Origin of the sequence: Frateuria sp. GZRR33, from assembly GCF_051900425.1 — a bacterium.
In the GTDB taxonomy this organism is placed as follows: Bacteria; Pseudomonadota; Gammaproteobacteria; order Xanthomonadales; family Rhodanobacteraceae; genus Frateuria_A.
The window spans coordinates 66,127-91,083 of record NZ_JBHZGK010000009.1 but is presented as its reverse complement, the minus strand read 5'-3'; the positions used below and the strand labels follow the sequence as shown (position 1 = coordinate 91,083).

General features: G+C 68.5%; 27 protein-coding genes. 24 read left to right on the top strand and 3 right to left on the bottom strand.

Annotated features, from left to right (window positions below):
- Entirely contained in the window at window positions 1-942 is a 942-nt protein-coding gene (locus ACFWZU_RS12625) for an AAA family ATPase (RefSeq protein ID WP_439701872.1), read from the bottom strand.
- On the opposite strand from ACFWZU_RS12625, the gene ACFWZU_RS12620 reads away from it, so the two are divergent.
- Entirely contained in the window at window positions 941-2,566 is a 1,626-nt protein-coding gene (locus ACFWZU_RS12620) for an ArnT family glycosyltransferase (protein ID WP_439701871.1), read from the top strand. The two genes, ACFWZU_RS12625 and ACFWZU_RS12620, sit on opposite strands and share 2 nt — an antisense overlap.
- Window positions 2,567-2,625: 59 nt before the next feature.
- Here the strand turns inward: ACFWZU_RS12620 and ACFWZU_RS12615 are convergent, their stop codons facing one another.
- Entirely contained in the window at window positions 2,626-3,207 is a 582-nt protein-coding gene (locus ACFWZU_RS12615; RefSeq protein WP_439701869.1) for a Maf family protein, read from the bottom strand.
- Window positions 3,204-3,662 (bottom strand): hypothetical protein, encoded by a 459-nt coding sequence (locus tag ACFWZU_RS12610; RefSeq protein WP_439701868.1) that lies wholly within the window; start codon window positions 3,660-3,662, stop codon window positions 3,204-3,206. The genes ACFWZU_RS12615 and ACFWZU_RS12610 overlap by 4 nt, the downstream gene beginning before the upstream one ends.
- Before the next feature lie 110 nt (window positions 3,663-3,772).
- Here ACFWZU_RS12610 and ACFWZU_RS12605 point away from each other — a divergent pair, with 110 nt between their 5' ends.
- The 23 genes from ACFWZU_RS12605 (at window position 3,773) to nuoI (ending at window position 24,955) form a co-directional block, all read left to right on the top strand.
- Window positions 3,773-4,291, top strand: a complete 519-nt coding sequence (locus tag ACFWZU_RS12605; protein WP_439701866.1) for a YceD family protein — start codon at window positions 3,773-3,775, stop codon at window positions 4,289-4,291.
- A gap of 16 nt (window positions 4,292-4,307) precedes the next feature.
- Complete coding sequence (gene rpmF / locus ACFWZU_RS12600; RefSeq protein ID WP_091336642.1) at window positions 4,308-4,499, top strand: 50S ribosomal protein L32; 192 nt, start codon at window positions 4,308-4,310, stop codon at window positions 4,497-4,499.
- Window positions 4,500-4,624: 125 nt separating this feature from the next.
- On the top strand, window positions 4,625-5,599 hold the full coding sequence (locus tag ACFWZU_RS12595; RefSeq protein ID WP_439701864.1) for a beta-ketoacyl-ACP synthase III: 975 nt from the start codon (window positions 4,625-4,627) through the stop codon (window positions 5,597-5,599).
- Between the two features lie 317 nt (window positions 5,600-5,916).
- Entirely contained in the window at window positions 5,917-6,855 is a 939-nt protein-coding gene (fabD, locus tag ACFWZU_RS12590) for an ACP S-malonyltransferase (protein WP_439701862.1), read from the top strand.
- A gap of 63 nt (window positions 6,856-6,918) precedes the next feature.
- Window positions 6,919-7,662 (top strand): 3-oxoacyl-ACP reductase FabG, encoded by a 744-nt coding sequence (gene fabG, locus ACFWZU_RS12585; protein WP_439701860.1) that lies wholly within the window; start codon window positions 6,919-6,921, stop codon window positions 7,660-7,662.
- Window positions 7,663-7,854: 192 nt separating this feature from the next.
- On the top strand, window positions 7,855-8,094 hold the full coding sequence (gene acpP / locus ACFWZU_RS12580; protein ID WP_091336635.1) for an acyl carrier protein: 240 nt from the start codon (window positions 7,855-7,857) through the stop codon (window positions 8,092-8,094).
- Window positions 8,095-8,296: 202 nt separating this feature from the next.
- The gene (fabF, locus tag ACFWZU_RS12575; RefSeq protein ID WP_439701939.1) at window positions 8,297-9,535 is read left to right on the top strand and encodes a beta-ketoacyl-ACP synthase II; all 1,239 of its coding nucleotides are present in this window, start codon (window positions 8,297-8,299) and stop codon (window positions 9,533-9,535) included.
- 8 nt (window positions 9,536-9,543) lie between these two features.
- Entirely contained in the window at window positions 9,544-10,890 is a 1,347-nt protein-coding gene (locus tag ACFWZU_RS12570) for an aminodeoxychorismate synthase component I (RefSeq protein WP_439701859.1), read from the top strand.
- Complete coding sequence (gene pabC, locus ACFWZU_RS12565) at window positions 10,887-11,696, top strand: aminodeoxychorismate lyase (RefSeq protein ID WP_439701857.1); 810 nt, start codon at window positions 10,887-10,889, stop codon at window positions 11,694-11,696. Before ACFWZU_RS12570 ends, pabC begins: the two co-directional genes overlap by 4 nt.
- 10 nt (window positions 11,697-11,706) lie before the next feature.
- Entirely contained in the window at window positions 11,707-12,747 is a 1,041-nt protein-coding gene (mltG, locus tag ACFWZU_RS12560) for an endolytic transglycosylase MltG (RefSeq protein WP_439701855.1), read from the top strand.
- The gene (tmk, locus tag ACFWZU_RS12555; protein WP_439701854.1) at window positions 12,740-13,384 is read left to right on the top strand and encodes a dTMP kinase; all 645 of its coding nucleotides are present in this window, start codon (window positions 12,740-12,742) and stop codon (window positions 13,382-13,384) included. Before mltG ends, tmk begins: the two co-directional genes overlap by 8 nt.
- Window positions 13,381-14,316: a DNA polymerase III subunit delta' gene (holB, locus tag ACFWZU_RS12550; protein ID WP_439701852.1), complete on the top strand. Its 936-nt coding sequence runs from the start codon at window positions 13,381-13,383 to the stop codon at window positions 14,314-14,316. Before tmk ends, holB begins: the two co-directional genes overlap by 4 nt.
- Window positions 14,317-14,454: 138 nt before the next feature.
- Complete coding sequence (locus ACFWZU_RS12545; protein WP_439701851.1) at window positions 14,455-15,384, top strand: PIG-L deacetylase family protein; 930 nt, start codon at window positions 14,455-14,457, stop codon at window positions 15,382-15,384.
- Between the two features lie 223 nt (window positions 15,385-15,607).
- Window positions 15,608-15,961 (top strand): PilZ domain-containing protein, encoded by a 354-nt coding sequence (locus ACFWZU_RS12540; RefSeq protein ID WP_439701849.1) that lies wholly within the window; start codon window positions 15,608-15,610, stop codon window positions 15,959-15,961.
- Between the two features lie 306 nt (window positions 15,962-16,267).
- Window positions 16,268-16,624: an NADH-quinone oxidoreductase subunit A gene (locus tag ACFWZU_RS12535; RefSeq protein WP_439701847.1), complete on the top strand. Its 357-nt coding sequence runs from the start codon at window positions 16,268-16,270 to the stop codon at window positions 16,622-16,624.
- On the top strand, window positions 16,615-17,172 hold the full coding sequence (locus ACFWZU_RS12530) for a NuoB/complex I 20 kDa subunit family protein (protein WP_231349022.1): 558 nt from the start codon (window positions 16,615-16,617) through the stop codon (window positions 17,170-17,172). Before ACFWZU_RS12535 ends, ACFWZU_RS12530 begins: the two co-directional genes overlap by 10 nt.
- 10 nt (window positions 17,173-17,182) lie before the next feature.
- Window positions 17,183-17,914, top strand: a complete 732-nt coding sequence (locus ACFWZU_RS12525) for an NADH-quinone oxidoreductase subunit C (protein ID WP_439701845.1) — start codon at window positions 17,183-17,185, stop codon at window positions 17,912-17,914.
- A 14-nt stretch (window positions 17,915-17,928) separates the two neighbouring features.
- On the top strand, window positions 17,929-19,182 hold the full coding sequence (locus ACFWZU_RS12520; protein WP_325165544.1) for an NADH-quinone oxidoreductase subunit D: 1,254 nt from the start codon (window positions 17,929-17,931) through the stop codon (window positions 19,180-19,182).
- 21 nt (window positions 19,183-19,203) lie between these two features.
- Window positions 19,204-19,731: an NADH-quinone oxidoreductase subunit NuoE gene (gene nuoE / locus ACFWZU_RS12515; protein WP_231320566.1), complete on the top strand. Its 528-nt coding sequence runs from the start codon at window positions 19,204-19,206 to the stop codon at window positions 19,729-19,731.
- Window positions 19,732-19,740: 9 nt separating this feature from the next.
- Window positions 19,741-21,066 (top strand): NADH-quinone oxidoreductase subunit NuoF, encoded by a 1,326-nt coding sequence (nuoF, locus tag ACFWZU_RS12510; RefSeq protein ID WP_439701843.1) that lies wholly within the window; start codon window positions 19,741-19,743, stop codon window positions 21,064-21,066.
- Window positions 21,066-23,399, top strand: coding sequence for an NADH-quinone oxidoreductase subunit NuoG (nuoG, locus tag ACFWZU_RS12505; protein WP_439701842.1), 2,334 nt, complete (start codon window positions 21,066-21,068; stop codon window positions 23,397-23,399). The genes nuoF and nuoG overlap by 1 nt, the downstream gene beginning before the upstream one ends.
- A gap of 3 nt (window positions 23,400-23,402) precedes the next feature.
- Window positions 23,403-24,455 carry an NADH-quinone oxidoreductase subunit NuoH gene (gene nuoH / locus ACFWZU_RS12500; RefSeq protein WP_439701841.1) on the top strand — a complete coding sequence of 351 codons (1,053 nt, stop codon included), beginning with the start codon at window positions 23,403-23,405 and terminating at the stop codon, window positions 24,453-24,455.
- Between the two features lie 8 nt (window positions 24,456-24,463).
- The gene (gene nuoI / locus ACFWZU_RS12495; RefSeq protein WP_439701840.1) at window positions 24,464-24,955 is read left to right on the top strand and encodes an NADH-quinone oxidoreductase subunit NuoI; all 492 of its coding nucleotides are present in this window, start codon (window positions 24,464-24,466) and stop codon (window positions 24,953-24,955) included.
- The last annotated feature ends 2 nt before the right edge of the window (window positions 24,956-24,957 follow it).

Below are 24,957 nucleotides of genomic sequence, written 5' to 3'. Positions count from 1 at the left end.
TCAGTCGACCGCGGTATCGGCCAGCAATGCGCGGGCCAGCGCATCCCCGCTGGCGCCGCGCGAAGGCACCAGCCGGTGTGCGGCCAGCGGCACGAACAGCGCCTGGATGTCTTCCGGCAGCACGTGGCTGCGGCCGCTCAGCAGCGCCCAGGCGCGCGCCGCCGCGAGCAGGGCGATGCCGGCGCGTGGCGACAGGCCGACGCGAATGTCGGCGTGCCGTCGGCTGGCCGCGAGCAACGCCTGCAGGTAATCGAGCAGGGCACTGCTGGCGGTGACGTCCTGCGCCTGGCGGTGCAGGGCGGCCAGGCTCGGCGCATCCAGCTGCGGGGTGAGCTGGGCGAGCAGGTCGCGGCGGTCGCTGCCGGCAAGCAGCGCACGCTCGGCGGCGGCATCGGGATAGTCGAGCGAGATGCGCAGCATGAAGCGATCCAGCTGTGAATCGGGAAGCGGGAAGGTGCCGTGCAGATCGAGCGGGTTCTGCGTGGCCACCACGAAGAACGGTTGTGCCAGCGTGTGCGTCTGGCCGTCCACCGTGACCTGGCCCTCGGCCATGGCTTCCAGCAGTGCGCTCTGCGTCTTGGGCGTGGCGCGATTGATCTCGTCGGCGAGCATCAAGCCGGTGAAGATCGGGCCTGGGTGGAAGCGGAACTGGCCCGTCTCGCGCTCGAACACGCTGACCCCGATAATGTCCGAAGGCAGCAGGTCGCTGGTGAACTGCACGCGCTGGAATTCCAGCGCGAAGCTCGCCGCCAGCGCATGCGCCAGCGTGGTCTTGCCCACGCCGGGAACGTCCTCCAGCAGCAGGTGGCCGCCGGCGACCAGGCAGGCAAAGGCCAGCTTCACCTGGCGCGGCTTGCCGAGCAGCACGCGGTTGACCTGGGCCATTGCCGCTTCCAGGCGCGGATGGAGCGTTTCTTCGGACAGGGGAGTGGTGGCGGACATGGGTTCCTGGCAGTCGGCACGGGCGGAACACGGGGAGGGCCAGGCGAGTGTAGCGGCCGGTCTCGCGCGCTGGCGAGGCGCGTTCCTCATTGCGTTCGCCAGCCTGCTGGTCCTCAAGTGCATCGTGGCCGCCACGATGTCGCCGTTTGGCGACGAGGCCTTCTACTGGCTGGAAAGCCGGCATCCGGCCTGGGGCTACAGCGACCTGCCGCCGCTGACCGCTTGGCTGATCTGGCTGGGCGAACACGTCGCCGGGCATGGCTTGCTCGGGATGCGCTGGCCGTTCCTGTTGCTCGGCAGCGCGCTGCCATGGGTCATGGTGGCGTTCGGGCGGCGCGCCTTCGATGCGCGGACGGGTTGGCAGGCAGGCCTTTTGTGTCTTGCGCTGCCGTTGGCCGGGACGCTCGGCGTGATGGCGATGCCGGACGTGCCACTGACCCTGGCCATCGCGGTGGCGCTGTACGCGTTGATGCGTGCGATGGAGGAGGACCGGGCGCGCGACTGGTGGTTGCTCGGCCTCGCGTTGACGGTGGCCTGGCTGACCCACTACCGCGCGGCAATGCCGATGTTCGCAGGCCTGTTGCTGCTGGCCTTCACCTCACGCGGCCGCGCGCAGTGGCGCAAGCCAGGCCTGTGGCTGGCGCTGGCCGTGGCGGCGCTGGGGCTGATCCCCCTGGGCGTGTCGAACTGGCGCCAGCACGGAGCCGGGCTGGCGTTCCAGCTGGTCGACCGCAACCCGTGGCGCTTCCATGCCGATGCGCTGGTGCAACCGCTGGAGCAGGCAATCGCCTGCACGCCGGTCTTCTATTTCCTGCTGCTGTGGGCGCTTTGGCGTTGCTGGCGCCGGCGTGCCGAAGGCGCGCCATGGGACCTGCTTGCCTGGACGTCGCTGGGTTTCCTGGTGCCGTACTTCCTGTTCGGCCTGTTCGCCGACGACCTGCGTTTCCGCGCCCACTGGCCGCTGCCCGGCTACCTGCCGTTGTTGGCGGCGCTGCCTGCGCTGTGCCGCGAGGCGGGCCGGGGCTGGCGCCTTGCCTCAGTGGCGGGTGGGGCGCTGGGTGGGCTCGGGACGCTGCTGGGGCTGGGCTACCTGGCGCTGGCGGCAAGCCCGCAGGGCGTCGACGTGCTGGCGGCGAGCAAGGCCTTTCCAAGCAACTTCGTGGGCTGGCGCGAGAGCGCGGCGCAGGCGCGCACGCTGCTGGCGCGCCAGGACGCGGTACTGGTCGCCGACAATTTCATGCTGGCCGCGGAACTCGAGTTCCAGCTCGACGGACAGCGGCCGGTGTATGCGCTCGACAGCACGCTCAACGTCAAGCATGGTCGCGCACCGCAGCTGGCCATGTGGGGCCGCGACGAAGCCGGACTGCGCGCCGCGCATGCCGGCGCGCCGATGTTGCTGGTGGTGAGCGAGGTGATGCGCGAGCGCGAGCAGCTGGAGCGGCTCGGTGCCATCTGCGGGAGCATCGAGCGCCCGCGGTTGGTCACGCGGCTGGCGCTTTTCGATGGGCGCAAGAGCTTCGCGTATTACCGCGGGCGGGTGCCGACGGTCCCTTCCGTGCGATTGGCCGATCCCACGCAATGCGCTTTCTGGCGCAACGCGCGGACGGCGGCCAAGGCGTTGTAGGGAAGGCCTGCGCGCGACTCAGGCCGGGTCGTGCCAGGGGCGCACACAGGCGACCCAGGTCAGGGCACGGCCAGGCCCGTCTCGCGCAGCAGCCGGGCGAGCGCGATCAGCGGCAGGCCCACCAGCGCGGTCGGGTCGCGACTGTCGATGTGCTCGAACAGCGATATTCCGAGACCCTCGCACTTGAAGCTGCCGGCGCAGTCCAATGGCATTTCGCGGCCCACGTAGCGGGCGATTTCAGACGCGGTGAGCGGCCTGAACAGCACGCGCGTGGTGTCCAGGTGCGTGTGGCGCCGCCCGTCACGGGTGTCCAGCAGGCACAGTCCGGTGTGGAACCGCACCTCGCGGCCGCTGCAATCGGCCAGTTGGGCGCGGGCGCCCTCGACGCTGCCTGGCTTGCCCAGCGCGCGGCCGTCGAGTTCGGCGATCTGGTCCGAGCCGATTACCAGCGCGGTATCGGACAGCCCGCACGCAGCCCCTTCGGCCTTGGCTATCGCCAGCCGCAGGGCACCTTCGGCGGGCGCTTCGCCGGGCACCAGCGTTTCGTCGGTACCGGGCGCACGCTGCTCGAATTCCGGCACCAGCCGGCGCAGCAGTTCGGCGCGGTAGCGCGAGGTGGAGCCCAGCACCAGGCGCGTCATACGTCCGATTCGCGGCGGATGTGCTCACGCATGGCGTCGTCCAGCTCGTGGTGCGCGCGTTCCAGCGCCCGTACGAGCGGGCGCAGCCGGGCGCGGGTCTGGCTCATGTCGGCTGCGGCTTCGTCCAGGCCCTGCTGGCTCGCATCGGGCGCGCAGTCACGGATCCACAGCCGCTGCTGCAGCAGCGACCGCAGGCCGGCGTCGATCGCCTGTTTGGCCTCCGGCTCGCCGGCGGCCGGCTGGTCGGGGTTGAAGGACATCACCGCATGGGCCTGCTTGAGGCCCTTGCGGCAGGTCTTCAGGTCGGCTTCCAGCTGGTCGGCCAGCTCCAGCAGCCGGTGCATGCTGTGGCGGCGCCGCTCCAGCCGCCGCCGCCGTCCGGCCAGCACGAGCGCACCGGCGCCCACCAGCAGCAGGCACATCGCGGCGAGGCCAAAGGCGAGGGAAGCGGGCACGAGGACAACCGGTTACGATCGGAAGGGCAGTCTGCCGCAGTCCCGTCGGGAGGCAAAGCCCGGATGGCTCGGTTGACTTGGACCCCCGCCGACCCTAAGATTTCGCGATTATGTCCGTGACACTGCCAGAGTCCGTGGACGCTTGGCGCATGGTCTCGGCGCGGCGTTCGTTTGCCGGAGCGCTTCCCGTGGCCGCCATGTCCCGTCTGTGCGGGATGCTGGCCGGCAACGAGGGAGCGGCGCAGTACGAGCTGGACTTCGGTCGCGACGATTTCGGCACGGCCTACCTTCAGGTGCACGTCGAGGCGCCGCTGACACTGACCTGTCAGCGCACGCTGGAGCCGTTCGTGCTGCCCCTGACGGTGGACAGCCGGCTTGGCCTGATCCGCAGCGAGCGCGAGGAGGCGGCCCTGCCGCCGGGCTGCGAACCGCTGCTGGTCGAGGACGACGGCAAGCTCGACCTGGCCGCCGTGATCGAGGACGAATTGCTTTTGGCAGTGCCGCTGGTGCCGGTCAATCCGGACAGCAGCCTGCCACCCGAGGTGACTGGCCCCGGCCCGGATGAACCCGTGTCGGAGCCCAACGACAACCCGTTCGCGGTTTTGCGCGAACTCAAGAAAACCGATTGAAGCCGGAGATACACCCATGGCCGTTGCCAAGAGCCGCAAGACCCCGTCCACCCGCGGCATGCGTCGTTCGCACGACAAGCTCAAGACCGTGCAGCTGGCGACCGACCCGACCAGCGGCGAGGTGCACCTGCGCCATCACGTCACCAAGGACGGCTACTACCGCGGCAAGAAGGTGATCGACACCGCCGCGGCCGTCGACGCCGAGTAAGCGGCTTCCATCGGACGCAACACGGCGGCGCGGCGACGCGCCGCTTTGCGTTTCGGCGTCCGCGAACGTAACGTTGCGGCTCCGGCGTGGCCTGGCCATCGCCCCCGCATGCAGATGGAAAGTCCATGGCTTCGACCTACGCCCGCATCATCGGCACCGGCAGCGCGCTGCCCGAACGCGTCCTGAGCAATTTCGACCTGGAGAAATTCGTCGAGACCAGCGACGAATGGATCCAGAGCCGCACCGGCATCCGCCAGCGCCATGTGGCCGCCGAGGGCGAGACCACCGGCGACCTGGCCTTCCTCGCTGCCGAGCGCGCGTTGGCTGCGGCCGGCGTCAAGGCTTCCGAGCTCGACCTGATCGTGCTGGGCACCACGACGCCGGATCTGATCTTCCCGTCCACCGCATGCCTGGTGCAGAACCGCCTGGGCGCCAACGGATGCGCCGCATTCGACGTCAATGCCGCCTGCTCGGGCTTCGTCTATGCGCTGGGCGTGGCGGACAAGTTCATCCGCAGTGGCCAGACGAAGAAAGCGCTGGTGATCGGCGCCGAGACGCTGACCCGCATGGTCGACTGGAAGGAGCGCGAGACCTGCGTGCTGTTCGGCGACGGCGCCGGCGCGGTCGTGCTCGAGGCCAGCGACGAGCCGGGCATCTATGCCACCTGCCTGCACGCCGACGGTGGCTACAAGGAACTGCTGTGGAATCCGGTCGGCGTGTCGGTCGGCTTCCGCGACGAGCCCAATCATGGCGTGCGCATCAAGATGGCTGGCCGCGAGGTGTTCAAGGTCGCGGTCAAGACGCTCGACTCGCTGGTGGAGCAGACCTTGAAGGCCGCCGGCATGGAGGCCTCGCAGCTGGACTGGCTTATCCCGCATCAGGCCAACCTTCGCATCATCGAAGCGACCGCGAAGCGCCTGGGCATGTCGATGGACCAGGTGATCGTGACCGTCGACAAGCACGCCAACACCTCCTCCGGTTCAGTGCCGCTGGCGCTGGACTACGCGGTGCGTTCGGGCAAGGTGCAGCGCGGGCAGAACCTCCTGCTGGAGGCCTTCGGTGGCGGCTTCACCTGGGCTTCGGCGCTGCTGCGCTACTAGCCGGTTCGCCCTTCGTTCGATGCCGCCTTCGGGCGGCATCGTCGTTTGGGGGAGGGACTTAGGCAAGGCTTTCCCCATCCGCTCTTCGGGCACCTTCCCCCCCCGGCGGGAGAAGGGATCGAAAGCGAGGCTTACGATAAGCCATGGTCGCGGGACGTCCGGCGGTGAGCCTTCCCCCGTCTGCGGGGGAAGGTGCCGACAGGCGGATGGGGAAAGCCTTGCGAAAGCGCCCGGCCATGCGCGCGTATCCCGATACGGCTGCGTACGCGCGCCGCTGCTGGCATCATCGCCTCTTTGCCTTTGATGGATCGACACCGATGACCGACACCGCCGCCTCGCTCGCCTTCGTCTTCCCTGGCCAGGGCTCGCAATCGGTCGGCATGCTGGCCGACCTCGCCGCCGCGCACGCGGAAGTGCAGGCGACCTTCGAGGAAGCTTCGCAGGGCGCCGGCGTCGACCTGTGGCAGATCAGCCAGCAAGGTCCGGAGGATCAACTGAACCGCACCGAGAACACTCAGCCGGCGCTGCTGGCGGCGAGCGTGGCGGTGTGGCGCGTCTGGGCCAACCTTGGTGGCGCGCGGCCTGCGCAGCTGTCCGGACACAGCCTGGGCGAGTACAGCGCGCTGGTCTGCGCCGGCGCGCTGTCGCTGCACGATGCCGCCGCGCTGGTGGCCGAGCGCGGTCGCCTGATGCAGGCGGCGGTCCCGCCGGGTGTGGGCGCGATGGCGGCGATTCTTGGCGGTGACGATGCGCAGATTGCGCAGGTGTGCGAGGAGGTCGCGCAAGGCCAGATTGTCTCGCCGGCTAACTACAACTCGCCGGGGCAGCTGGTGATCGCCGGCAACGCGGAGGCGGTCGACCGCGCCCTGGCAAAACTCGCCGAGCTGGGCGTAAAGAAGGCGGTCAAGCTGGCCGTGTCGGTGCCCTCTCACTGCGCGCTGATGCGCGAGGCTGCTGATCGCCTGGGCGAACGCATGGCCACGATCGAGTGGTCGCTGCCCGGCATTCCCGTGGTGCAGAACGCCGAGGCGCGCAGCTACGGCAGCGTGGAGGAGATCCGCGGCGCGCTGCAGCGTCAGCTCTATCTCCCCGTGCGCTGGACCGAATGCGTGCAGGCGCTCGCCGGCAACGGCGCCACCCGCGTGCTCGAATGCGGCCCGGGCAAGGTGCTCTCGGGCCTCATCAAGCGCATCGACAAGAGGCTGGATGCGCGCGCCATCGGTACGCCGGCCGAACTCGAGGCGGCGTTGGCGTAAATCATCTTCGACCGGACGGGCGATGCGTCCGTCCCAAAAAAATTCCTGCAAAAGGGCAAGACGATGAGCAAGATCCTGGAAGGAGAAATCGCACTGGTGACCGGCGCCAGCCGCGGCATCGGTGCCGCGATCGCCGACGAGCTGGCGGCCATGGGCGCCACCGTGATCGGTACCGCCACCAGCGAAAACGGTGCCAAGGCCATCGGCAATCGACTGGCTGCGAACGGCGGTCACGGCCGCGTGCTCGACGTGACCGACGGCGCCGCAGTCGAGGCGTTGGTCGACGGCGTCGCCAAGGAGTTCGGTGCCATCTCGATCCTGGTCAACAATGCCGGCATCACCCGCGACCAGCTGCTGATGCGCATGAAGGACGAGGACTGGCAGGTGATCCTCGACACCAACCTGACCTCGGTCTATCGCACCTCCAAGGCCGTGATGCGCGGCATGATGAAGGCACGCAAGGGCCGGATCATCTCGATCGCCTCGGTGATCGGTCTCACCGGCAATCCGGGGCAGGCGAACTACGCCGCTGCCAAGGCCGGCATCATCGCGTTCTCCAAATCGCTGGCGCGGGAGATCGGCACGCGCGGCATCACCGTCAACGTGGTCGCGCCCGGTTTCATCGATACCGACATGACGCGTGCGCTGCCGGAAGACTCGAAGCAGGCCCTGCTGGGACAGATCGCGCTGGGCCGACTGGGCGAAGCGAGCGACATCGCCAAGGCCGTGGGCTTCCTCGCATCGCCGGCCGCCGCCTACATCACGGGCGAAACCCTACACGTCAACGGGGGCATGTACATGCCCTGACGTATGGCGCGGTTGTCGCCAAGGACGCGTTTTTAGGCGACAATTGACCTTTCGCGCCGGTCCGCAGGACGGCGCGTTTGAACCTGTCGGCGGAATAATGGCGGCCTGGCCGCTTAGCCACTACAATCCGCCGTCCTTTGCCGGACCCGTGCCGGCCCGACAAAAAGCACACCCCTTGGGAGGTTTGGCAACATGAGCACCATCGAAGAGCGCGTCAAGAAGATCGTCATCGAGCAGCTGGGCGTGAAGGAAGACGAAGTCACGGCGAACGCTTCGTTCGTGGACGACCTGGGCGCCGATTCGCTGGACACGGTGGAACTGGTGATGGCCCTCGAGGAAGAGTTCGAGACCGAGATCCCGGACGAAGAGGCCGAGAAGATCACCACCGTTCAGCAGGCCGTGGACTACATCAAGGCCCACACCAAGGACTGATCGGTTTCGTGTGCGGTTTTGCGCGCCCATGGCGGCGCGGATCCCGTTCACGTGGCGATACTGAAAGCTGCGCCACCTTGGCGCAGTTTTCGTTTCTGCCTTTTGAAACGTCCGATACCGTATGGTGGCCGGACCTGGGGCCGTTGCGCGGCAGCGAGCCTGAGAGAACACGTAAGGATTGAAATCCATGAGCGAACGACCCGTGAGTAGACGGCGTGTTGTAGTGACCGGCATGGGCATCATCTCGCCGGTCGGCAATGACATCGCCACCGCCTGGGACAACATCCTCAAGGGCAACAGCGGCATCGGGCAGGTGACGCATTTCGACGCCACCGGCTACGCCACGCGCATTGCCGGCCAGGTCCGCGACTTCGATCCGGCGCAGTGGATGCCGCCGAAGGACGTCAAGAAGATGGACCCGTTCATCCACTACGGCATCGCGGCGGGCACCCAGGCGCTGCGCGATTCCGGGCTCGAGGTCACGGAAGCGAACGCGCCGCGCATCGGCGTGGCGGTCGGCGCCGGCATCGGCGGCCTCAATACCATCGAGGACACCTCGATCGAGCTGCACGAGAAGGGCCCGCGTCGCGTGTCGCCGTTCTTCGTGCCCAGCTCGATCATCAACATGGTGTCCGGCCACCTGTCGATCATGTTCGGCCTGAAGGGTCCCAACATCGCCTGTGTCACCGCCTGCACCACGGCCACGCACAACATCGGCCTGGCCATGCGCATGATCCAGTACGGCGATGCGGACGTGATGATCGCCGGCGGCGCCGAGTTCGCCACCACCGGCACGGCGATGGCGGGTTTCTGCTCGGCCAAGGCCATGTCCACCCGCAACGACGAGCCGACCAAGGCCAGTCGCCCGTGGGACAAGGACCGCGACGGCTTCGTGCTGTCGGATGGCGCCGGCGTGCTGATGCTGGAGGAGTACGAACATGCCAAGGCCCGCGGCGCGAAGATCTATGCCGAGCTGGTCGGCTTCGGCATGAGCGGCGATGCCTATCACATCACCGCCCCGAGCGAGGGCGGCGAGGGTGCGGCGCGCTGCATGCAGGCGGCGCTGGACGACGCCGGCGTCAAGCCGACCGAGGTGCAGTACATCAACGCGCACGGCACCTCGACGCCGCTGGGGGATCTTGGCGAGGTGATGGCGGCCAAGAAGGTGTTCGGCGAGCACGCCTACAAGCTGGCGATGAGTTCGACCAAGTCGACCACCGGCCACTTGCTCGGTGCCGCTGGTGGCGTCGAGGCGATCTTCACCATCCTGGCGCTGCGCGACCAGGTGCTGCCGCCCACCATCAACCTGGACGAGCCGAGCGAAGGTTGCGACCTCGACTTCGTGCCGCACACGGCGCGCAAGGCCGACCTCGACGTGGCGATCTCCAACTCGTTCGGATTCGGCGGCACCAACGGCACGCTCGTCTTCCGCCGCCACTGAGCGGAAGCGTGGCTCGCCACCTGAGGGTCCTCGACGGCCGGCGCGACCTGCTCGCGCCGGCCGCCGCTTTTGCGGACCGCTATCCCTGCCTGCTCGAAAGCGTGGTGCGCGGCAGCGCGCAGGCACGCTACGACATCCTGTTCGCGTTTCCGGGCGATTGCCTGACCCTGTGCGGTGACGGGCGGTTGCTGGACGGGCAGGGGCGCCGGCTCGAAGGAGGATTCCTCGACGCCCTCGACGCCGCCTGGCAGGCCGAATGCCAGCCAGCCTGCGACGACGGGTTGCCGTTCCAGGGCGGCTGGGTGCTGCTGCTGGCGTACGAACTGGCCGGCCAGATCGAACCCCGGCTGCGCCTGCCTTCCGGCCATGGCCTGCCGACGGCACTGGCGCTGCGCTGCCCGGCTGCGGTGATCGTCGACCACGCCCGCGATCGGACGATGCTGGTGGCCGAGGCAGGGCATGCCCGCCTGCTCGATGCCATGGAGACCGACCTGGCCGTGTCCCTGGCCTTGCCGCCGCTCGCTCCTCCGATCGCCATCGAGGAGGACACGCCCGCGCGGTTCCTCGATGGCGTTGCCCGTGTCCACGAGCACCTGCACGCGGGCGACATCTTCCAGGCCAATCTCTCGCGCGCCTGGCGCGCGCAGTACCCGCAGCCACCTGCGCCAGCCGCCTTGTACGGGGCGCTGCGAACGGCCAATCCGGCGCCATTCGCGGGCCTGTTGCAGCAACCCGGCTGGGCGGTCGCCAGTTCCTCTCCGGAGCGGCTGGTCGAGGTACGCAACGGCATCGCGCAGACCCGTCCCATCGCCGGCACGCGTCCGCGCGTGGCGGGCGATGACGACGCGGCGCGCGTCCGTGAACTCGCCGCGCATCCGAAGGAGCGGGCCGAACACGTCATGCTGATCGACCTGGAGCGCAACGACCTGGGCCGCGTCTGCGTGCCCGGCACGGTCGAGGTCGACGAGCTGATGGTGGTGGAGAGCTACACCCACGTGCACCACATCGTTTCCAACGTGCGCGGACGCCTGCGCGAGGACGTGACGCCGGGGCAGGTGATTGCCGCGACGTTTCCCGGCGGCACCATCACCGGTTGCCCGAAGGTGCGCTGCATGGAAATCATCGCGGCGATCGAGGACACGCCGCGCGGCGCCTACACCGGGGCGCTGGGCTATCTCGATCTGAGCGGAGAGCTCGACCTCAACATTCTCATCCGCACGCTCACCCAGATCGGTCCCGAGGTTACGTTGCGTGCCGGCGCGGGCATCGTGGCCGACTCGGTGGCCGAACGCGAACTGGACGAAACCCGCGCCAAGGCCCGCGGCCTGCTGCGCGCACTGGGAGCGTCCGGTTGATCGCGCGCGTGCTGGTGGATGGCCAGGCCGGGGACCGGGTTTCCGTGCTGGACCGCGGGCTCGCCTACGGCGACGGCCTGTTCGAGACGATCCGTTTCCTCGGGGCCGGGGCGCCGCTTTGGCCGCGCCACATCAAGCGCCTGCAGGACGGCTGCCGCCGGCTGGCTCTGCCGATGCCGGACCCTGCCATGCTGCTGGCCGAGGCGCAGGCCGTGGCGCGGGACCTGGCACAGCCGGTCGTGCGCATCACGCTGACGCGGGGCACGGGCGCCCGCGGCTACAAGCCACCCGTGCCTGCACAGGCCACCCGCATCGTTGCGGCCTTTGATGCTCCGCCGCGCGATGAGGCGGCCTACGCCGACGGCATCCGCGTGCGCCTGTGCGCCACGCGCCTGGCGGCACAGCCGCAGCTTGCCGGCCTCAAGCACCTCAATCGCCTCGAACAGGTGCTGGCGCGGGCCGAGTGGGACGACCCGGCGATCACCGAGGGCCTGCTGTGCGACGCCAACGGGCTGGCGATCTCCGCCACGGCGGCGAACCTCTTCGCGGTTTTCGCGGGCGTGCTTGCCACACCGGCGGTCGATCGCTGCGGCATCGCAGGCGTGGCCCGGGCCGAAGTGCTGGCGGCCTGGCCACACGCGCAGGTGCGCCCGATCACGCTTGAGGAACTCCGCCAGGCGGACGAGCTCTTCCTATCCTCGAGCGTGCGCGGCATCCTGCCTGTTCGCGAGCTGGACGGCCAGGCCTTTGCGGTCGGAACGGCGACGCGCGCGCTGCAGTCGCATTGGCGCGAACTGGGTTTCTGAAGGAGTCGCCATGGGGCGCAAGAAGAGAAAGGGCCGAGCGGGCTGGCGGATCCTGGGATGGCTGGTGCTGCTGGCCGTCCTGGCCACGCTGGTGGCCGGCTGGTACGACTTCGAGCGGTTCAGCCGCACGCCGCTCACAGTCGGGACGCAGCGCCAGACGCTCGATGTGTCGCGCGGCAGCAGCCTGCGCGGCATCGTGGCGCAGCTGCGTGGGCGCAACCTCACCCATGCACCGTCGCTGTACTGGCGCGTGCTGGCCGAGCGCATGCGGGTCGCCGACCGCCTGCACGCCGGCGAGTACGCGCTCGACCCGGGCACCACGCCCGGCCAGCTGCTCGATGCCATGGCCGCCGGGCGCGTCCTGCAGCGCGACTTCACCATCGTCGACGGCTGGACCTTCCGCCAGTTGCGCGATGCGCTGGCGAAGGTACCCAGCTTGCGCCACGACGATGCGGCTCTGGACGATGCGGAACTCATGCGCCGCATCGGTGCGCCTGGCGAGAAGCCGGAAGGACGCTTCCTGCCCGAGACCTACGCCTACGTGAAGGGTGACGGCGACCTGGACATCCTCAAGCGCGCGCACCAGGCCATGGCCCGGACGATGGCCGAACTCTGGCCCGGACGCGACAAGGATCTGCCGCTGGCCACGCCCTACGAGGCGCTGATCCTGGCGTCCATCGTGGAGAAGGAAACCGGGCGCGCGGACGAGCGCTCGAAGATCGCCGGCGTGTTCGTGCGCCGGCTGGAAAACCACATGCTGCTGCAGACCGACCCGGCGGTGATCTACGGCATGGGCGAGGCGTACGCCGGCAACATCCGCCGCAGCGATCTGCTGGCCGATACGCCCTACAACACCTATCTGCATGCGGGCCTGCCGCCCACACCGATCGCCTTGCCCGGACGACCGGCGATCCAGGCGGCGCTGCATCCGGCGCCGGGCAAGGCGTTGTACTTCGTCGCCCGGGGCGATGGCAGCCACGTGTTCGCCAGCTCGCTGGCCGAGCACAACCGCAACGTCGCCTGCTACCAGCTGAAGCGTTGCCATGACTGAGTCACGGCGCGGACGTTTCATTTCGCTCGAAGGCGGTGAAGGCGCCGGCAAGAGCACCTTGCTGGCCGGATTGCGCGACTACATCGCGGGGCAGGGCATCGACCTGGTGCAGACCCGCGAACCGGGCGGCACGGCGGTGGGCGAGGCGGTCCGCGCGCTCGTGCTCGATCCCCAGGCAAGCGGCATGGCCGCCGAGACCGAGCTGCTGCTGATGTTCGCCTCGCGTGCCCAACTGGTGCGCGAGACGATTGCACCGGCCCTGGACGCCGGGCAGTGGGTGTTGTGCGACCGCTACGTCGACGCCAGCTATGCCTACCAGGGCGGCGGGCGTGGCCAGCCGCAGGAGCGCATTGCCGAACTGGAACGCTGGGCCTGCGCCGGCATGGCTCCGGACCTGACGCTGCTGCTCGACCTGCCGGTGGCGACCGGCCGTGCGCGCGCCGCAGGGCGGGGCGAGGCGGACCGCATCGAGACCGAGGCCGATGCGTTCTTCGAGCGCGTGCGCGCCAGCTATCGCGCGCGGGCCGCGGCGGAACCGGACCGTTTCCGCGTAATCGATGCCGGCCAGCCGGCCGATGCCGTGTTGCGGGCGGCCATCGCGGCGCTCGCGCCGCTGTTTGCGGAGGGCACGGCATGACCGCGCCACCCTGGCACGAGGCGCACTGGCAACGGTTGCAGTCGCGCCTGGCGCGTGAAGCACTGCCGCACGCGCTGCTGCTGTGCGGTCCGGCGGGGCTGGGCAAGCGTGCCTTCCTGCAGCGGTTCGTGCGTGGCCTGCTGTGCGAGCGCCCGCGCGAGGGCGAAGCCTGCGGCCAGTGCCGTGCCTGCCTGCTGCTGGATGCCGGTACCCATCCGGATTTCGTCACCATCAGCCTCGGCCTGCGCAAGGACGGTGTGCAGCGCAAGGAGATCGTGGTCGAGCAGATCCGCGAGCTCTCGGCACGGCTGGCCATGGCCAGCCAGTTCGGTGGTTGGCAGGTGGTGGTGATCGATCCGGCCGATGCCATGAACACGGCCGCCGCCAACGCCCTGCTCAAGACGCTGGAGGAGCCCTCGCCGCAGACCTTGTTGCTGCTGGTCGCCGATGCCCCATGGCGGTTGCCACAGACCATCCGCAGCCGCTGCCAGCGGATCGAGTTCCAGTTGCCCCAGCCGGCCGAGGCAATGGACTGGCTCACCGCACAGGGTGTTGCCGACCCGGCCGCAGCGCTGGAGGCGGCCGGCGGCAATCCAGGGCTGGCGGAGGCCTGGGCGGAGCAGGGCGCGTTGGCGCGCCGGCAGGCGGTGCGCAAGGACATGGCTGCGCTGGCGGCCGGCCGCGCCGAGCCGATGGAGGTGGCACGGCGCTGGCTGGATGCCGAGCCGGAGCAGTGCCTGTGGTTCGCCGCGCAGGCCGCGGTTGACGAAGCGCGTGCCCGCGCGACCGGCGGCGCGGCGCCGCTGGGCAGCCAGCTCGATGCCGAGGCGCTGGCCGACTGGTTCGCCGTTGCCAACCGCACGCGCGACGCCTTGCGGGGTCCGCTGCGCGGCGATCTGCTGCTGCTAGAGTTGCTCGCCGGCTGGCACTGACCCGAAGGCCGGCGGGTCCGGTCGCCTGCCTCACGCTACACGTAGTGCGAACGCGCGCTGCCGCAAGCTGCGCGCAACGATCGCCTGCGGCTTCCGAGCCCGGCGTTCCCCACACCCTGGCGCGGGAGGCGCCACGACATGCCGTTGAGCCCGGAGCTGTACAGCCCCGACGCGCGGACCCGCCTGCTGGTGGTGGCGCCGCATCCCGACGACGAAACCATCGGCACCGGCGAACTGCTGCAACTCGTGCGTGCGGCGGGCGGCGAAGTGCGCGTGCTGCTGCTCACCGACGGCGACGACAACCCCTGGCCGCAACGCTGGCTGGAACGCCGGCTGCGCATCGGCGATGCCGAGCGCGCGCGCTGGGGCAGGCGTCGCCGCGGCGAGGTTGCCGAGGCACTGCAGCGACTCGACGTGCCATCCGACGCGTTGCACGCGATGGGCTGGTCGGACATGGGTCTTACCGCGCTGGTGCGCGAGAATGCCTCGATGGCGCGCGCGCGCCTGGTCGAGGAGCTGGTCGGCTTCCGCCCGAACGTGGTCGCGCTGCCGGCGCTTTCCGATCATCACCCCGACCACGGCAGTGCGCACGTCCTGATGCGGCTTGCGCTGGCGGACTGGGATGCCGAGCCGCCCTTGCTGCTCAGTTACCTGGTGCACGGTCGGGGGGAGGCGGCACCCGACGTCGCATTGCCCGCGGCGGCCGAGCGACACGCGGCCAAACTCGCCGCATTGACGGCCCACGGCAGCCAGATGGCCTTGAGCGCAGGCCGCATGCGTCGGCTGACCGATCGACCGGAGCGCTACGACCGTGTCGCCCGCCCCCCCGCCGACCGCGAGGCAGGTGCGCTGCCCTGGCATCCCAGGGCCTGGCGCTCGCAGTTGCGCCTGACCATCGCCAGTCCTGATGGCGTACGCCACTGGGCCTGGGCGGACGCACCGCTGCGGCGCGACGGGCAGGGCCGCTGGCGCCTGGCCGAAGTGCCGACGGCGCCGTGCTTCGCGCGGCTGGACATGGATGTGCCGTCGCCGTGGATTTTCGACCGCTGGGGATGGTGCGAGTTGTGAGTTCTGGCGAGGTCGTCCCCGTCGGCGCTCCGGGCACCTGTCCCCGTGAAACGGGGAGGGATCCCTGGTGCCTGAGATCGAGCCGTCCCTCGCTTGCGGGGGAAGGTGCCGGCAGGCGGATCGGGGCAACCTTGCCGTACGCCGCCGCTTTGCGCCCACCCATTCCGCTCGCTACGATGCCCGGGCGCCGGCCGAAACCGGCCTGTTCGCTCCGGAGCCCAGCATGACCCCCACCGCCGCCCGCCAGGGCATCATCTCGCTGAAGATCAAGGACGCCGCGTCGCTGTACAACGCGTACATGCCGTACCTGAAGAACGGCGGCCTGTTTGCGCCGACCGCGCAACGCTACGCGCTGGGCGACGAGGTGGTGCTGCTGATCACGCTCATGGACGAAACCGAGCGCCTCTCGGTGGTGGGGAAGGTGGCCTGGATCAGCCCGCTCGGTGCGCAGGGCAATCGCACCGCCGGCATCGGCGTGCACTTCAACGAATCGAGTGATGCCGAATCGGCCCGGCAGCGCATCGAGAACATCCTCGCCGGCGTGCTCTCCTCCGAGCGACCAACCCACACCATGTAACCCCTCCCGCCGGGGCGCGGTATGCCCTCCGGGCGCGCATTCGCCCCGCTCACCGGCAACCTGCGGGAACGGGTTCGCACTAACCAATAACTGTCGCGTCCGCAATACTTGGCGTAGTCCCCGCGCGCGCTGATACAATGCGGCGGTTACACGAAGGGATTTCGTGGAAATCGGGCGCTCGCGGCCCCCACGCGTGCGATCGTGGCCGGACAGCCCCTGCCGTGCGCGGCCTGCCGAATCGAACCAGCCGGATCGCCATCGTGGCGGTCACTGATGCGCCCGAAGGGTGCGGAGGTACGTTGCATCGTGCTTGCTCAATACTGGCCCATCCTGCTGTTCATCGGCGTTGCCGCCGGTCTGGGCGTGGTGCTGCTGATCATCGGCATGCTTGCCGGCCCGCGCCGTCCCGCAGCGATCAAGCTCGCGCCCTACGAGTGCGGCTTCGAGGCTTTCGAAGACGCGCGCATGCGCTTCGACGTCCGCTATTACCTGCTGGCGATCCTGTTCATCATTTTCGACCTGGAAATCGCCTTCCTGTTCCCGTGGGCGGTGGTGTTCCAGCACATCGGCATCGTGGCGCTGATCGAGATGGCGCTGTTCCTGCTGCTGCTGGTGGTCGGTTTCGCCTACGTGTGGAAGAAGGGAGCACTGGAATGGGAGTGATGTCTTCCATCGACCGGGTGATGCACAACCCGGAACCGCTGAACCTGGTCGACGACATCCTGCGTCCGGCCGAGGACAACCCGGTCGTGCAGCGCGGCTTCGCCACCACCTCCGTCGACGCGCTTATGAACTGGGCGCGCACCGGCTCGATGTGGCCGATGACCTTCGGTCTGGCCTGCTGCGCGGTCGAGATGATGCACGCCGGCGCCGCGCGCCTGGACCTGGATCGTTACGGCGTGATCTTCCGCCCGAGCCCGCGCCAGTCCGACGTGATGATCGTGGCCGGCACCCTGGTCAACAAGATGGCTCCCGCGCTGCGCCGCGTGTACGACCAGATGCCTGATCCGAAGTGGGTGATCTCGATGGGCAGTTGCGCCAACGGCGGCGGCTACTACCACTACTCGTACTCGGTGGTGCGCGGCTGCGATCGCATCGTGCCGGTAGACATCTACGTGCCCGGCTGCCCGCCGACGGCCGAGGCGCTCATCCACGGCATCCTGCAGCTGCAGAAGAAGATCCGCCGCACCAGCACGATCGCCCGCGGCTAAGGCACGAGCCATGACCGATATCCAGAACACTTCGCTGGCCGCACGCCTCGCGGCACGGTTCGGCGACACCCTCGCGCTGCTGCCCGCCCGCGGCGGCGAAACTACCGCCGAACTGGCGGCTGCCGACCTGCTGAGCGTCGCCACCGCGCTGCGCGACGAGCCGGAGTTCCGCTTCGAGCAGCTGATCGACGTCTGCGGCATCGACTACCTCGGCTACGGCCTGGATGAATGGGCCACCGAGACGGTCACGGCCACGGGCTTCTCCCGCGGCGTCGAAGGCCAGGCGATGGGCCGCTTCAACTGGGCCGAGCGTCCGCGTGACGCCAACATGCCGCGCCGCTTCGCGGTGGTGGTGCACCTGCTTTCGATCACCCACAACCGCCGGCTGCGCCTGCGCGTGTTCTGCGAGGACGACGCGCTGCCGATGGTGCCCTCGCTGACCGGCGTCTGGCCGGTCGCCAACTGGTTCGAGCGCGAGGCGTTCGACCTGTTCGGCATCATCTTCGACGGCCACCCGGACCTGCGCCGTATCCTCACCGACTACGGTTTCGTCGGCCATCCGTTCCGCAAGGACTTCCCGCTGATCGGCAACGTCGAGGTTCGCTATGACGCCGAGCAGCAGCGCGTGATCTACCAGCCGGTGACGATCGAGCCGCGCGTGCTGGTGCCGCGCGTGATCCGCGACGACGCCGACCTCATCCAGGCCAAGGCCGAAGCCGCCGACAACTGGCGCCAGAACTGAAGGGCCGCGACGTCATGCAGGAAATCCGCAACTACACGATGAACTTCGGCCCGCAGCATCCGGCTGCGCACGGTGTGCTGCGCCTGGTGCTGGAGATGGATGGCGAGACCGTGGTGCGCGCCGACCCGCACGTGGGCCTGCTCCATCGTGGTACCGAGAAGCTGGCCGAGTCCAAGCCGTTCAACCAGTCGATCGGCTACATGGATCGCCTGGACTACGTGTCGATGATGTGCAACGAGCACGCCTACGTGCGCGCGATCGAGACCCTGCTGGGCATCGAGGCGCCGGAGCGTGCGCAGTACATCCGCACGATGTTCGACGAGATCACCCGCATCCTGAACCACCTGATGTGGATCGGTTCCAACGCGCTCGACCTCGGCGCGATGGCGGTGTTCCTGTACGCGTTCCGCGAACGCGAGGAACTGATGGACGTCTACGAGGCGGTCTCGGGCGCGCGCATGCACGCGACCTACTACCGCCCGGGCGGCGTCTATCGCGACCTGCCGGACCGGATGCCGCAGTACAAGGAATCGCCCTGGCACAAGGGCGCGGACCTCAAGCGCATCAACTCGGCCCGCGAAGGCTCGATGCTGGACTTCATCGAGGAATTCACTCGCATCTTCCCGTCGCGGGTGGACGAGTACGAGGACCTGCTGACCAACAACCGCATCTGGAAGCAGCGTACCGTCGGCATCGGCGTGATCAGCCCGGAGATGGCCAAGGCCTGGGGCATGACCGGCGCGATGATCCGTGGCTCGGGCGTGGAATGGGACCTGCGCAAGAAGCAGCCCTACGCCAAGTACGCCGAGATGGATTTCGACATCCCGGTCGGCGTCAACGGCGACTGCTACGACCGCTACCTGGTGCGCGTCGAAGAAATGCGCCAGTCCAACCGCATCATCAAGCAGTGCGTGGACTGGCTGCGCGCCAACCCCGGTCCCGTGATGGTGACCAACTTCAAGGTGGCGCCGCCCTCGCGCGCCGAGATGAAGGAGAGCATGGAAGCGCTCATCCATCACTTCAAGCTGTTCACCGAGGGCTACGGCGTGCCGGCCGGCGAGACCTACTGCGCGGTCGAGGCGCCCAAGGGCGAGTTCGGCTGCTACCTGGTCTCCGACGGCGCCAACAAGCCCTTCCGCGTGCACCTGCGCGCGCCGGGCTTCGCCCACCTCTCGTCGATGGACGCCACCGTCAAGGGCCACATGCTGGCCGACGTGGTGGCGATGATCGGCACCTACGATCTCGTGTTCGGCGAAGTCGACCGCTAAGCCGGCACCACGGAGATTCCCATGAAGGCCACCGGAAATTACGAGCAGGTCAAGCACGTCGATCCGCTCGTCGTGCTTAGCGAGCACACCCGCCACCACATCGACGAATGGGTCGCCAAGTTCCCGGCCGACCGCAAGCGCTCGGCACTGATCCAGGCGCTGTTCGCCGCGCAGGAGCAGAACCAGGGCTTCCTGACGGACGACCTGATCGTGGCGGTGACCAAATATCTCGACCTGCCGGCCGTGTGGGGCTACGAGGTGGCGAGCTTCTATTCGATGCTCGAGACCAAGCCGGTCGGCCGCAACAACGTCGCGATCTGCACGAACATTTCGTGCTGGCTCAACGGTGCCGAAGGCCTGGTGCGCCACTGCGAGAAGAAGCTGGGCGTCAAGCTCGGCGAGAGCACCCCGGACGGCCGCGTCTATCTCAAGCGCGAAGAGGAATGCATCGCCGCCTGCGTGTACGCACCGGCAATGACGGTCAACGGTCACTACCACGAGCGGCTCACGCCCGAGAAGCTCGACGAAATTCTCGACGGTCTGGAGTGAGGCAGGGCAATGGCTAGCAGCAACGGTCCGGTCGGACCCGCACCGCAAGACCACCAGGTCGTCTACACCACGTTGCACTTCGACACGCCGTGGTCGATGGACAGCTACGAGAAGGTCGACGGCTACAAGGCGTGGCGCAAGATTCTCGCCGAGAAGCCCGATCCCGCCGGCCTGATCGACGAGGTCAAGAAGTCGAGCCTGCGCGGCCGTGGCGGCGCAGGCTTTCCGACCGGCCTGAAATGGTCGTTCATGCCCAAGGGCACGATGCAGAAGTACATCCTCTGCAACTCGGACGAGTCCGAGCCGGGCACGGCCAAGGACCGCGACATCCTGCGCTACAACCCGCACGCGGTCATCGAAGGCCTGGCGATCGCCTGCTACTGCACCGGCTCGACCGTCGCCTACAACTACCTGCGCGGCGAGTTCCACCACGAGCCGTACGAGCACTTCGAGGCGGCGCTGAAGGAAGCCTACGCGGCCGGCCTGCTGGGCAAGAACATCGGCGGCAGCGGCATCGACGTGGACATCTACACGGCGCTGGGCGCCGGCGCCTACATCTGCGGCGAGGAAACCGCGCTGATGGAATCGCTGGAAGGCAAGAAGGGCCAGCCGCGCTTCAAGCCACCGTTCCCGGCCAACTTCGGCCTGTACGGCAAGCCGACCACGATCAACAACACCGAGACCTATGCTTCGGTGCCGGCGATCCTGCGCAACGGCGCGGACTGGTTCCTGAATCTTGGCAAGCCCAACAACGGCGGTCCGAAGATCTTCTCGGTCTCCGGCCACGTGAACAACCCGGGCAACTTCGAGATCCGCCTGGGCACGCCGTTCAAGGATCTGCTGGCGCTGGCCGGCGGCGTGCGCAACGGCCACCAGCTCAAGGCGGTGATCCCGGGCGGCTCCTCGATGAAGGTGTTGCCCGCGGCGACCATGCTCGAGTGCACGATGGACTACGACAGCCTGCAGAAGGCCGGTTCGGGCCTGGGCTCCGGCGCCGTGATCGTGATGGACGACACCACGTGCATGGTGCGCGCCTGCCACCGCATCTCGCGCTTCTACATGGCCGAGTCCTGTGGCCAGTGCACGCCGTGCCGCGAAGGCACCGGCTGGATGTATCGCGTACTCGACCGCATCGTCGCGGGCAAGGGCACCGAGGACGACCTGCATCGCCTGAAGGCCGTGGCCGGCCAGATCGAAGGCCACACCATTTGCGCCTTCGGCGAAGCCGCCGCCTGGCCGGTGCAGGGCTTCCTGCACCACTTCTGGAATGAATTCGAATACTTCGTCGAGCACGGTCGCTCGATGACCGACGACAAGCTTGGAGTCGCCGCCTGATGAGCGCGCAGCCGACCACCACCGCGCCGGACCTGATCAACATCGAGGTCGACGGCAAGCCCACGCAGATCCGCAAGGGCGCGATGATCATCGAGGCCGCCGATGCGATCGGCGTGTCGATCCCGCGTTTCTGCTACCACCGCAAGCTCCCGATCGCCGCCAACTGCCGCATGTGCCTGGTCGACGTGGAGATGGGCGGCAAGCTGATGCCCAAGCCACAGCCGGCCTGTGCCACCCCGGTCGCCGAGGGCATGAAGGTGATGACGCGCTCGGACAAGGCGCTGAAGTTCCAGAAGGACGTGATGGAGTTCCTTCTGATCAACCATCCGCTCGATTGCCCGATATGCGACCAGGGCGGCGAGTGCGAGCTGCAGGACGTGGCGCTGGGCTACGGCCGCAGCGTGTCGCGTTACACCGAGCGCAAGCGCACCATCGCGGACGAGAACATCGGGCCGCTGGTCGCCACCGAGATGACCCGCTGCATCCAGTGCACGCGCTGCGTGCGCTTCACCAGCGAGATCGCCGGCACCTACGAGCTCGGCGGCATGAACCGTGGCGAGAACCTGCAGATCGGCACGTACATCGGCAAGACGGTGGAGACCGAGCTTTCCGGCAACATCATCGATGTCTGCCCGGTCGGCGCGCTGACCAACAAGCCGTTCCAGTTCCAGGCGCGCGCCTGGGAGCTGATCGCGCGTCCGTCGATCGCCTACCACGATGCATTGGGCTCCAACCTGTGGCTGCACACGCGCCGCGGCGAAGTGCTGCGCACCGTGCCTCGCGACAACGAGGCGGTCAACGAGTGCTGGCTGTCGGACCGTGACCGCTTCAGTTACCAGGGCCTGTACGCCGCCGACCGCCTGCATGCACCGCAGATCAAGCGCAACGGCCAGTGGCAGCAGGCGAGCTGGGAAGAGGCTCTGTCGTTCGCCGCCGAGGCCCTGAAGTCGGTGCCGGGCAGTGAGATGGGCATCCTGGCCTCGCCCGCCACCACCAACGAGGAAGGCGACCTGCTGGTGCGCCTGGCCCGCGGGCTGGGCAGCGCGCACGTCGACCATCGCCTGCGCCAGCTGGACCTGTCCGATCGTCCGGTGGCCGCCCGCTTCGAAGTCCCGGTCGCCGAAGTCAGCCAGGTCACCGGCGCACTGCTGGTGGGTTCGGACCTGCGTTACGAAATGCCGCTGCTCAACCACCGCCTGCACCAGGGGGTCAAGCGCGGCGCCAAGGTGTACACGGTCAATCCGGCGCGCTTCGGCTTCAACTACGCGCTGGCCGGTGAGGCCATCGTGTCGCCTGCCGCGCTGGTCGATGCGCTGTTGGCGCTGGCCAAGGCGGCGGTTGCCGACGGCGCCACCGCGCCGGCTGCGCTGGCCGACGCCATCAACGGCGCCCAGCATGACGAGGGCGACCGCGACGCGATCACCGCGCTCAAGGCCGGCAAGGCGGTAGTGATCCTCGGTGAGGCGGCCGCCACGCATCCGCAGGCTTCGTGGCTGCGTGCCGTGGCGCGCTTCATCGCCCAGGCCACCGGCGCCGGCTACAACGAACTGCCGGTCGGCGCGAACGCGCTGGGCCTGGGGCAGGGCGGCGTGCTGCCGGGCAACGGCGGCCTCGATGCGCAGGCGATGCTTGCCCAGCCGCGCAAGGGCTACGTGCTCTACGGCGTCGAGCCGCCGCACGACTTCGCCGACGGCGCCAAGGCGCTGGCGGCCCTGCGCGGGGCGCAGGCGGTGGTGGCGTTCAGCGCCTACGCCAGCCCGGCCCTGCGTGATGTGGCCAACGTCATCCTGCCGATCGCGCTGCTGCCGGAAACCGACGGCACGCTGGTCAACGTGGATGGCCTGGCGCAAAGCGCCATCACCGGCGCCAAAGCGCCGGGCGAGGCGCGCGCGGGATGGAAGGTGCTGCGCGCCCTGGGCGGCATGCTGCAGCTGGGTGGCTTCGAGTTCGACGACCTGGCGGGCCTGCGCGAGGGCATCACCGAGCGGCCGCAGCCCGCGCACGGCAACACGCTGGCCCCGCGCCAGCCGTCGGCCGCCGGCACGCTGGTGCGCCTGGCGACCTGGCCGATCTACCGCAGCGACGCGGTGCTGCGTCGCGCGACTGCGCTCAACGCCCATCCGATCAATCGCGCTGCCGCCGTGCGCATGAACGCCAACGTGGCTATGCACCACGGCCTCACCGCCGGCAGCCAGGTCCGCGTGGCCGATGCGCTGCTGCCGGTGGCGATCGACGCGGCCGTGCCCGACGGCGCGGTGTGGATCGAAGCCGCGCACGACCTGACCGCCACGCTGCCGCCGTACGGCGCGGCCATCACCCTGAGCAAGGCGTAACCCATGGGCGAACAACTCCTCAACGAGCTGGTCTGGCCGGTCGTCTACATCCTGTGCATCGCGGTGCCGCTGATCCTGGCGGTGGCCATGTTCGTGTACTGGGAGCGCAAGGTCATCGGCTGGATGCACGTGCGCATGGGACCGAACAAGGTCGGCCCCTGGGGCCTGCTGCAGGCCTTCGCCGACGTGGTCAAGCTGCTGATCAAGGAAGTGATCCTTCCCTCCAGCGCCAACCGCTTCCTGTACTACCTTGCGCCGCTGCTGGCGCTGGTGCCGGCGTTCGCCGCCTGGGCGGTGGTGCCGTTCGACGACCGGATGGTGCTTGCCAACGTCAACGCCGGCCTGCTCTACCTGCTGGCGATGACCTCGCTGGGCGTGTACGGCATCATCCTGGCCGGCTGGGCGTCCAACTCGCGCTACGCGCTGCTCGGGGCGATGCGTTCGGCGGCGCAGGTGATTTCCTATGAGCTGGCCATGGGCCTGTCGCTGGTCTGTGTGCTGGTACTGGCCGGTTCGCTCAACCTGACCGACATCGTGCATGCGCAGGTGGGCGGCAAGGGCCTGTTCGACTGGTTCTGGCTGCCGTTGCTGCCGGTGTTCATCGTCTACTTCATCTCGGGCGTGGCCGAAACCAATCGTGCGCCGTTCGACGTGGCCGAGGGCGAATCGGAAATCGTCGCGGGCTTCCACGTGGAGTATTCGGGCTCGGCCTTTGCGATCTTCTTCCTGGCCGAATACGCCAACATGATCCTGGTGAGCTTCCTCGCCTCGATCTTCTTCCTCGGGGGCTGGCTGAGCCCGCTGCAGGGCTGGGTCACGGCGGACGTCTCGCCGTGGGTCAACTGGATCTGGACCGGCAGCGTCATCTGGCTGCTGATCAAGGCCTTCCTGATGTCCTTCCTGTTCCTGTGGTTCCGCGCGACGTTCCCGCGCTACCGCTACGACCAGATCATGCGGCTGGGCTGGAAGGTGTTCATTCCCATCACGATCGTGTGGGTCCTCGTGGCCGGCTGCATGAAGTATTTCGGCCTGGTTCTGGTCGGCACGGGGGCATGAGGCATTCCATGAACCGCATTACCGAATACTTCAAGAGCCTGCTGCTCATCGAGCTGTTCAAGGGCATGGGCCTGACCCTTGGCTACATGTTCAAGCCCAAGTACACCGTGCGCTTCCCGATGGAGCACATCCCGCGCTCGAACCGCTTCCGCGGTTTGCACGCGCTGCGCCGCTACGCCAACGGCGAAGAGCGCTGCATCGCGTGCAAGCTGTGCGAGGCGGTGTGCCCGGCGCTGGCGATCACCATCGACTCGGCCCCGCGCGAGAGCGACGGCCAGCGCCGCACCACGCGCTACGACATCGACCTGTTCAAGTGCATCTTCTGCGGCTTCTGTGAAGAGAGCTGCCCGGTCGACTCGATCGTCGAAACCTCGGTGATGGAGTACCACTTCGAACAGCGTGGCCAGAATGTGGTGACCAAGGCGCAACTGCTCGCCATCGGCGATCGCTTCGAGCCGGAAATCGCCGCGGCCCGCGCGCAAGACGCCGCGTACCGCTAAAG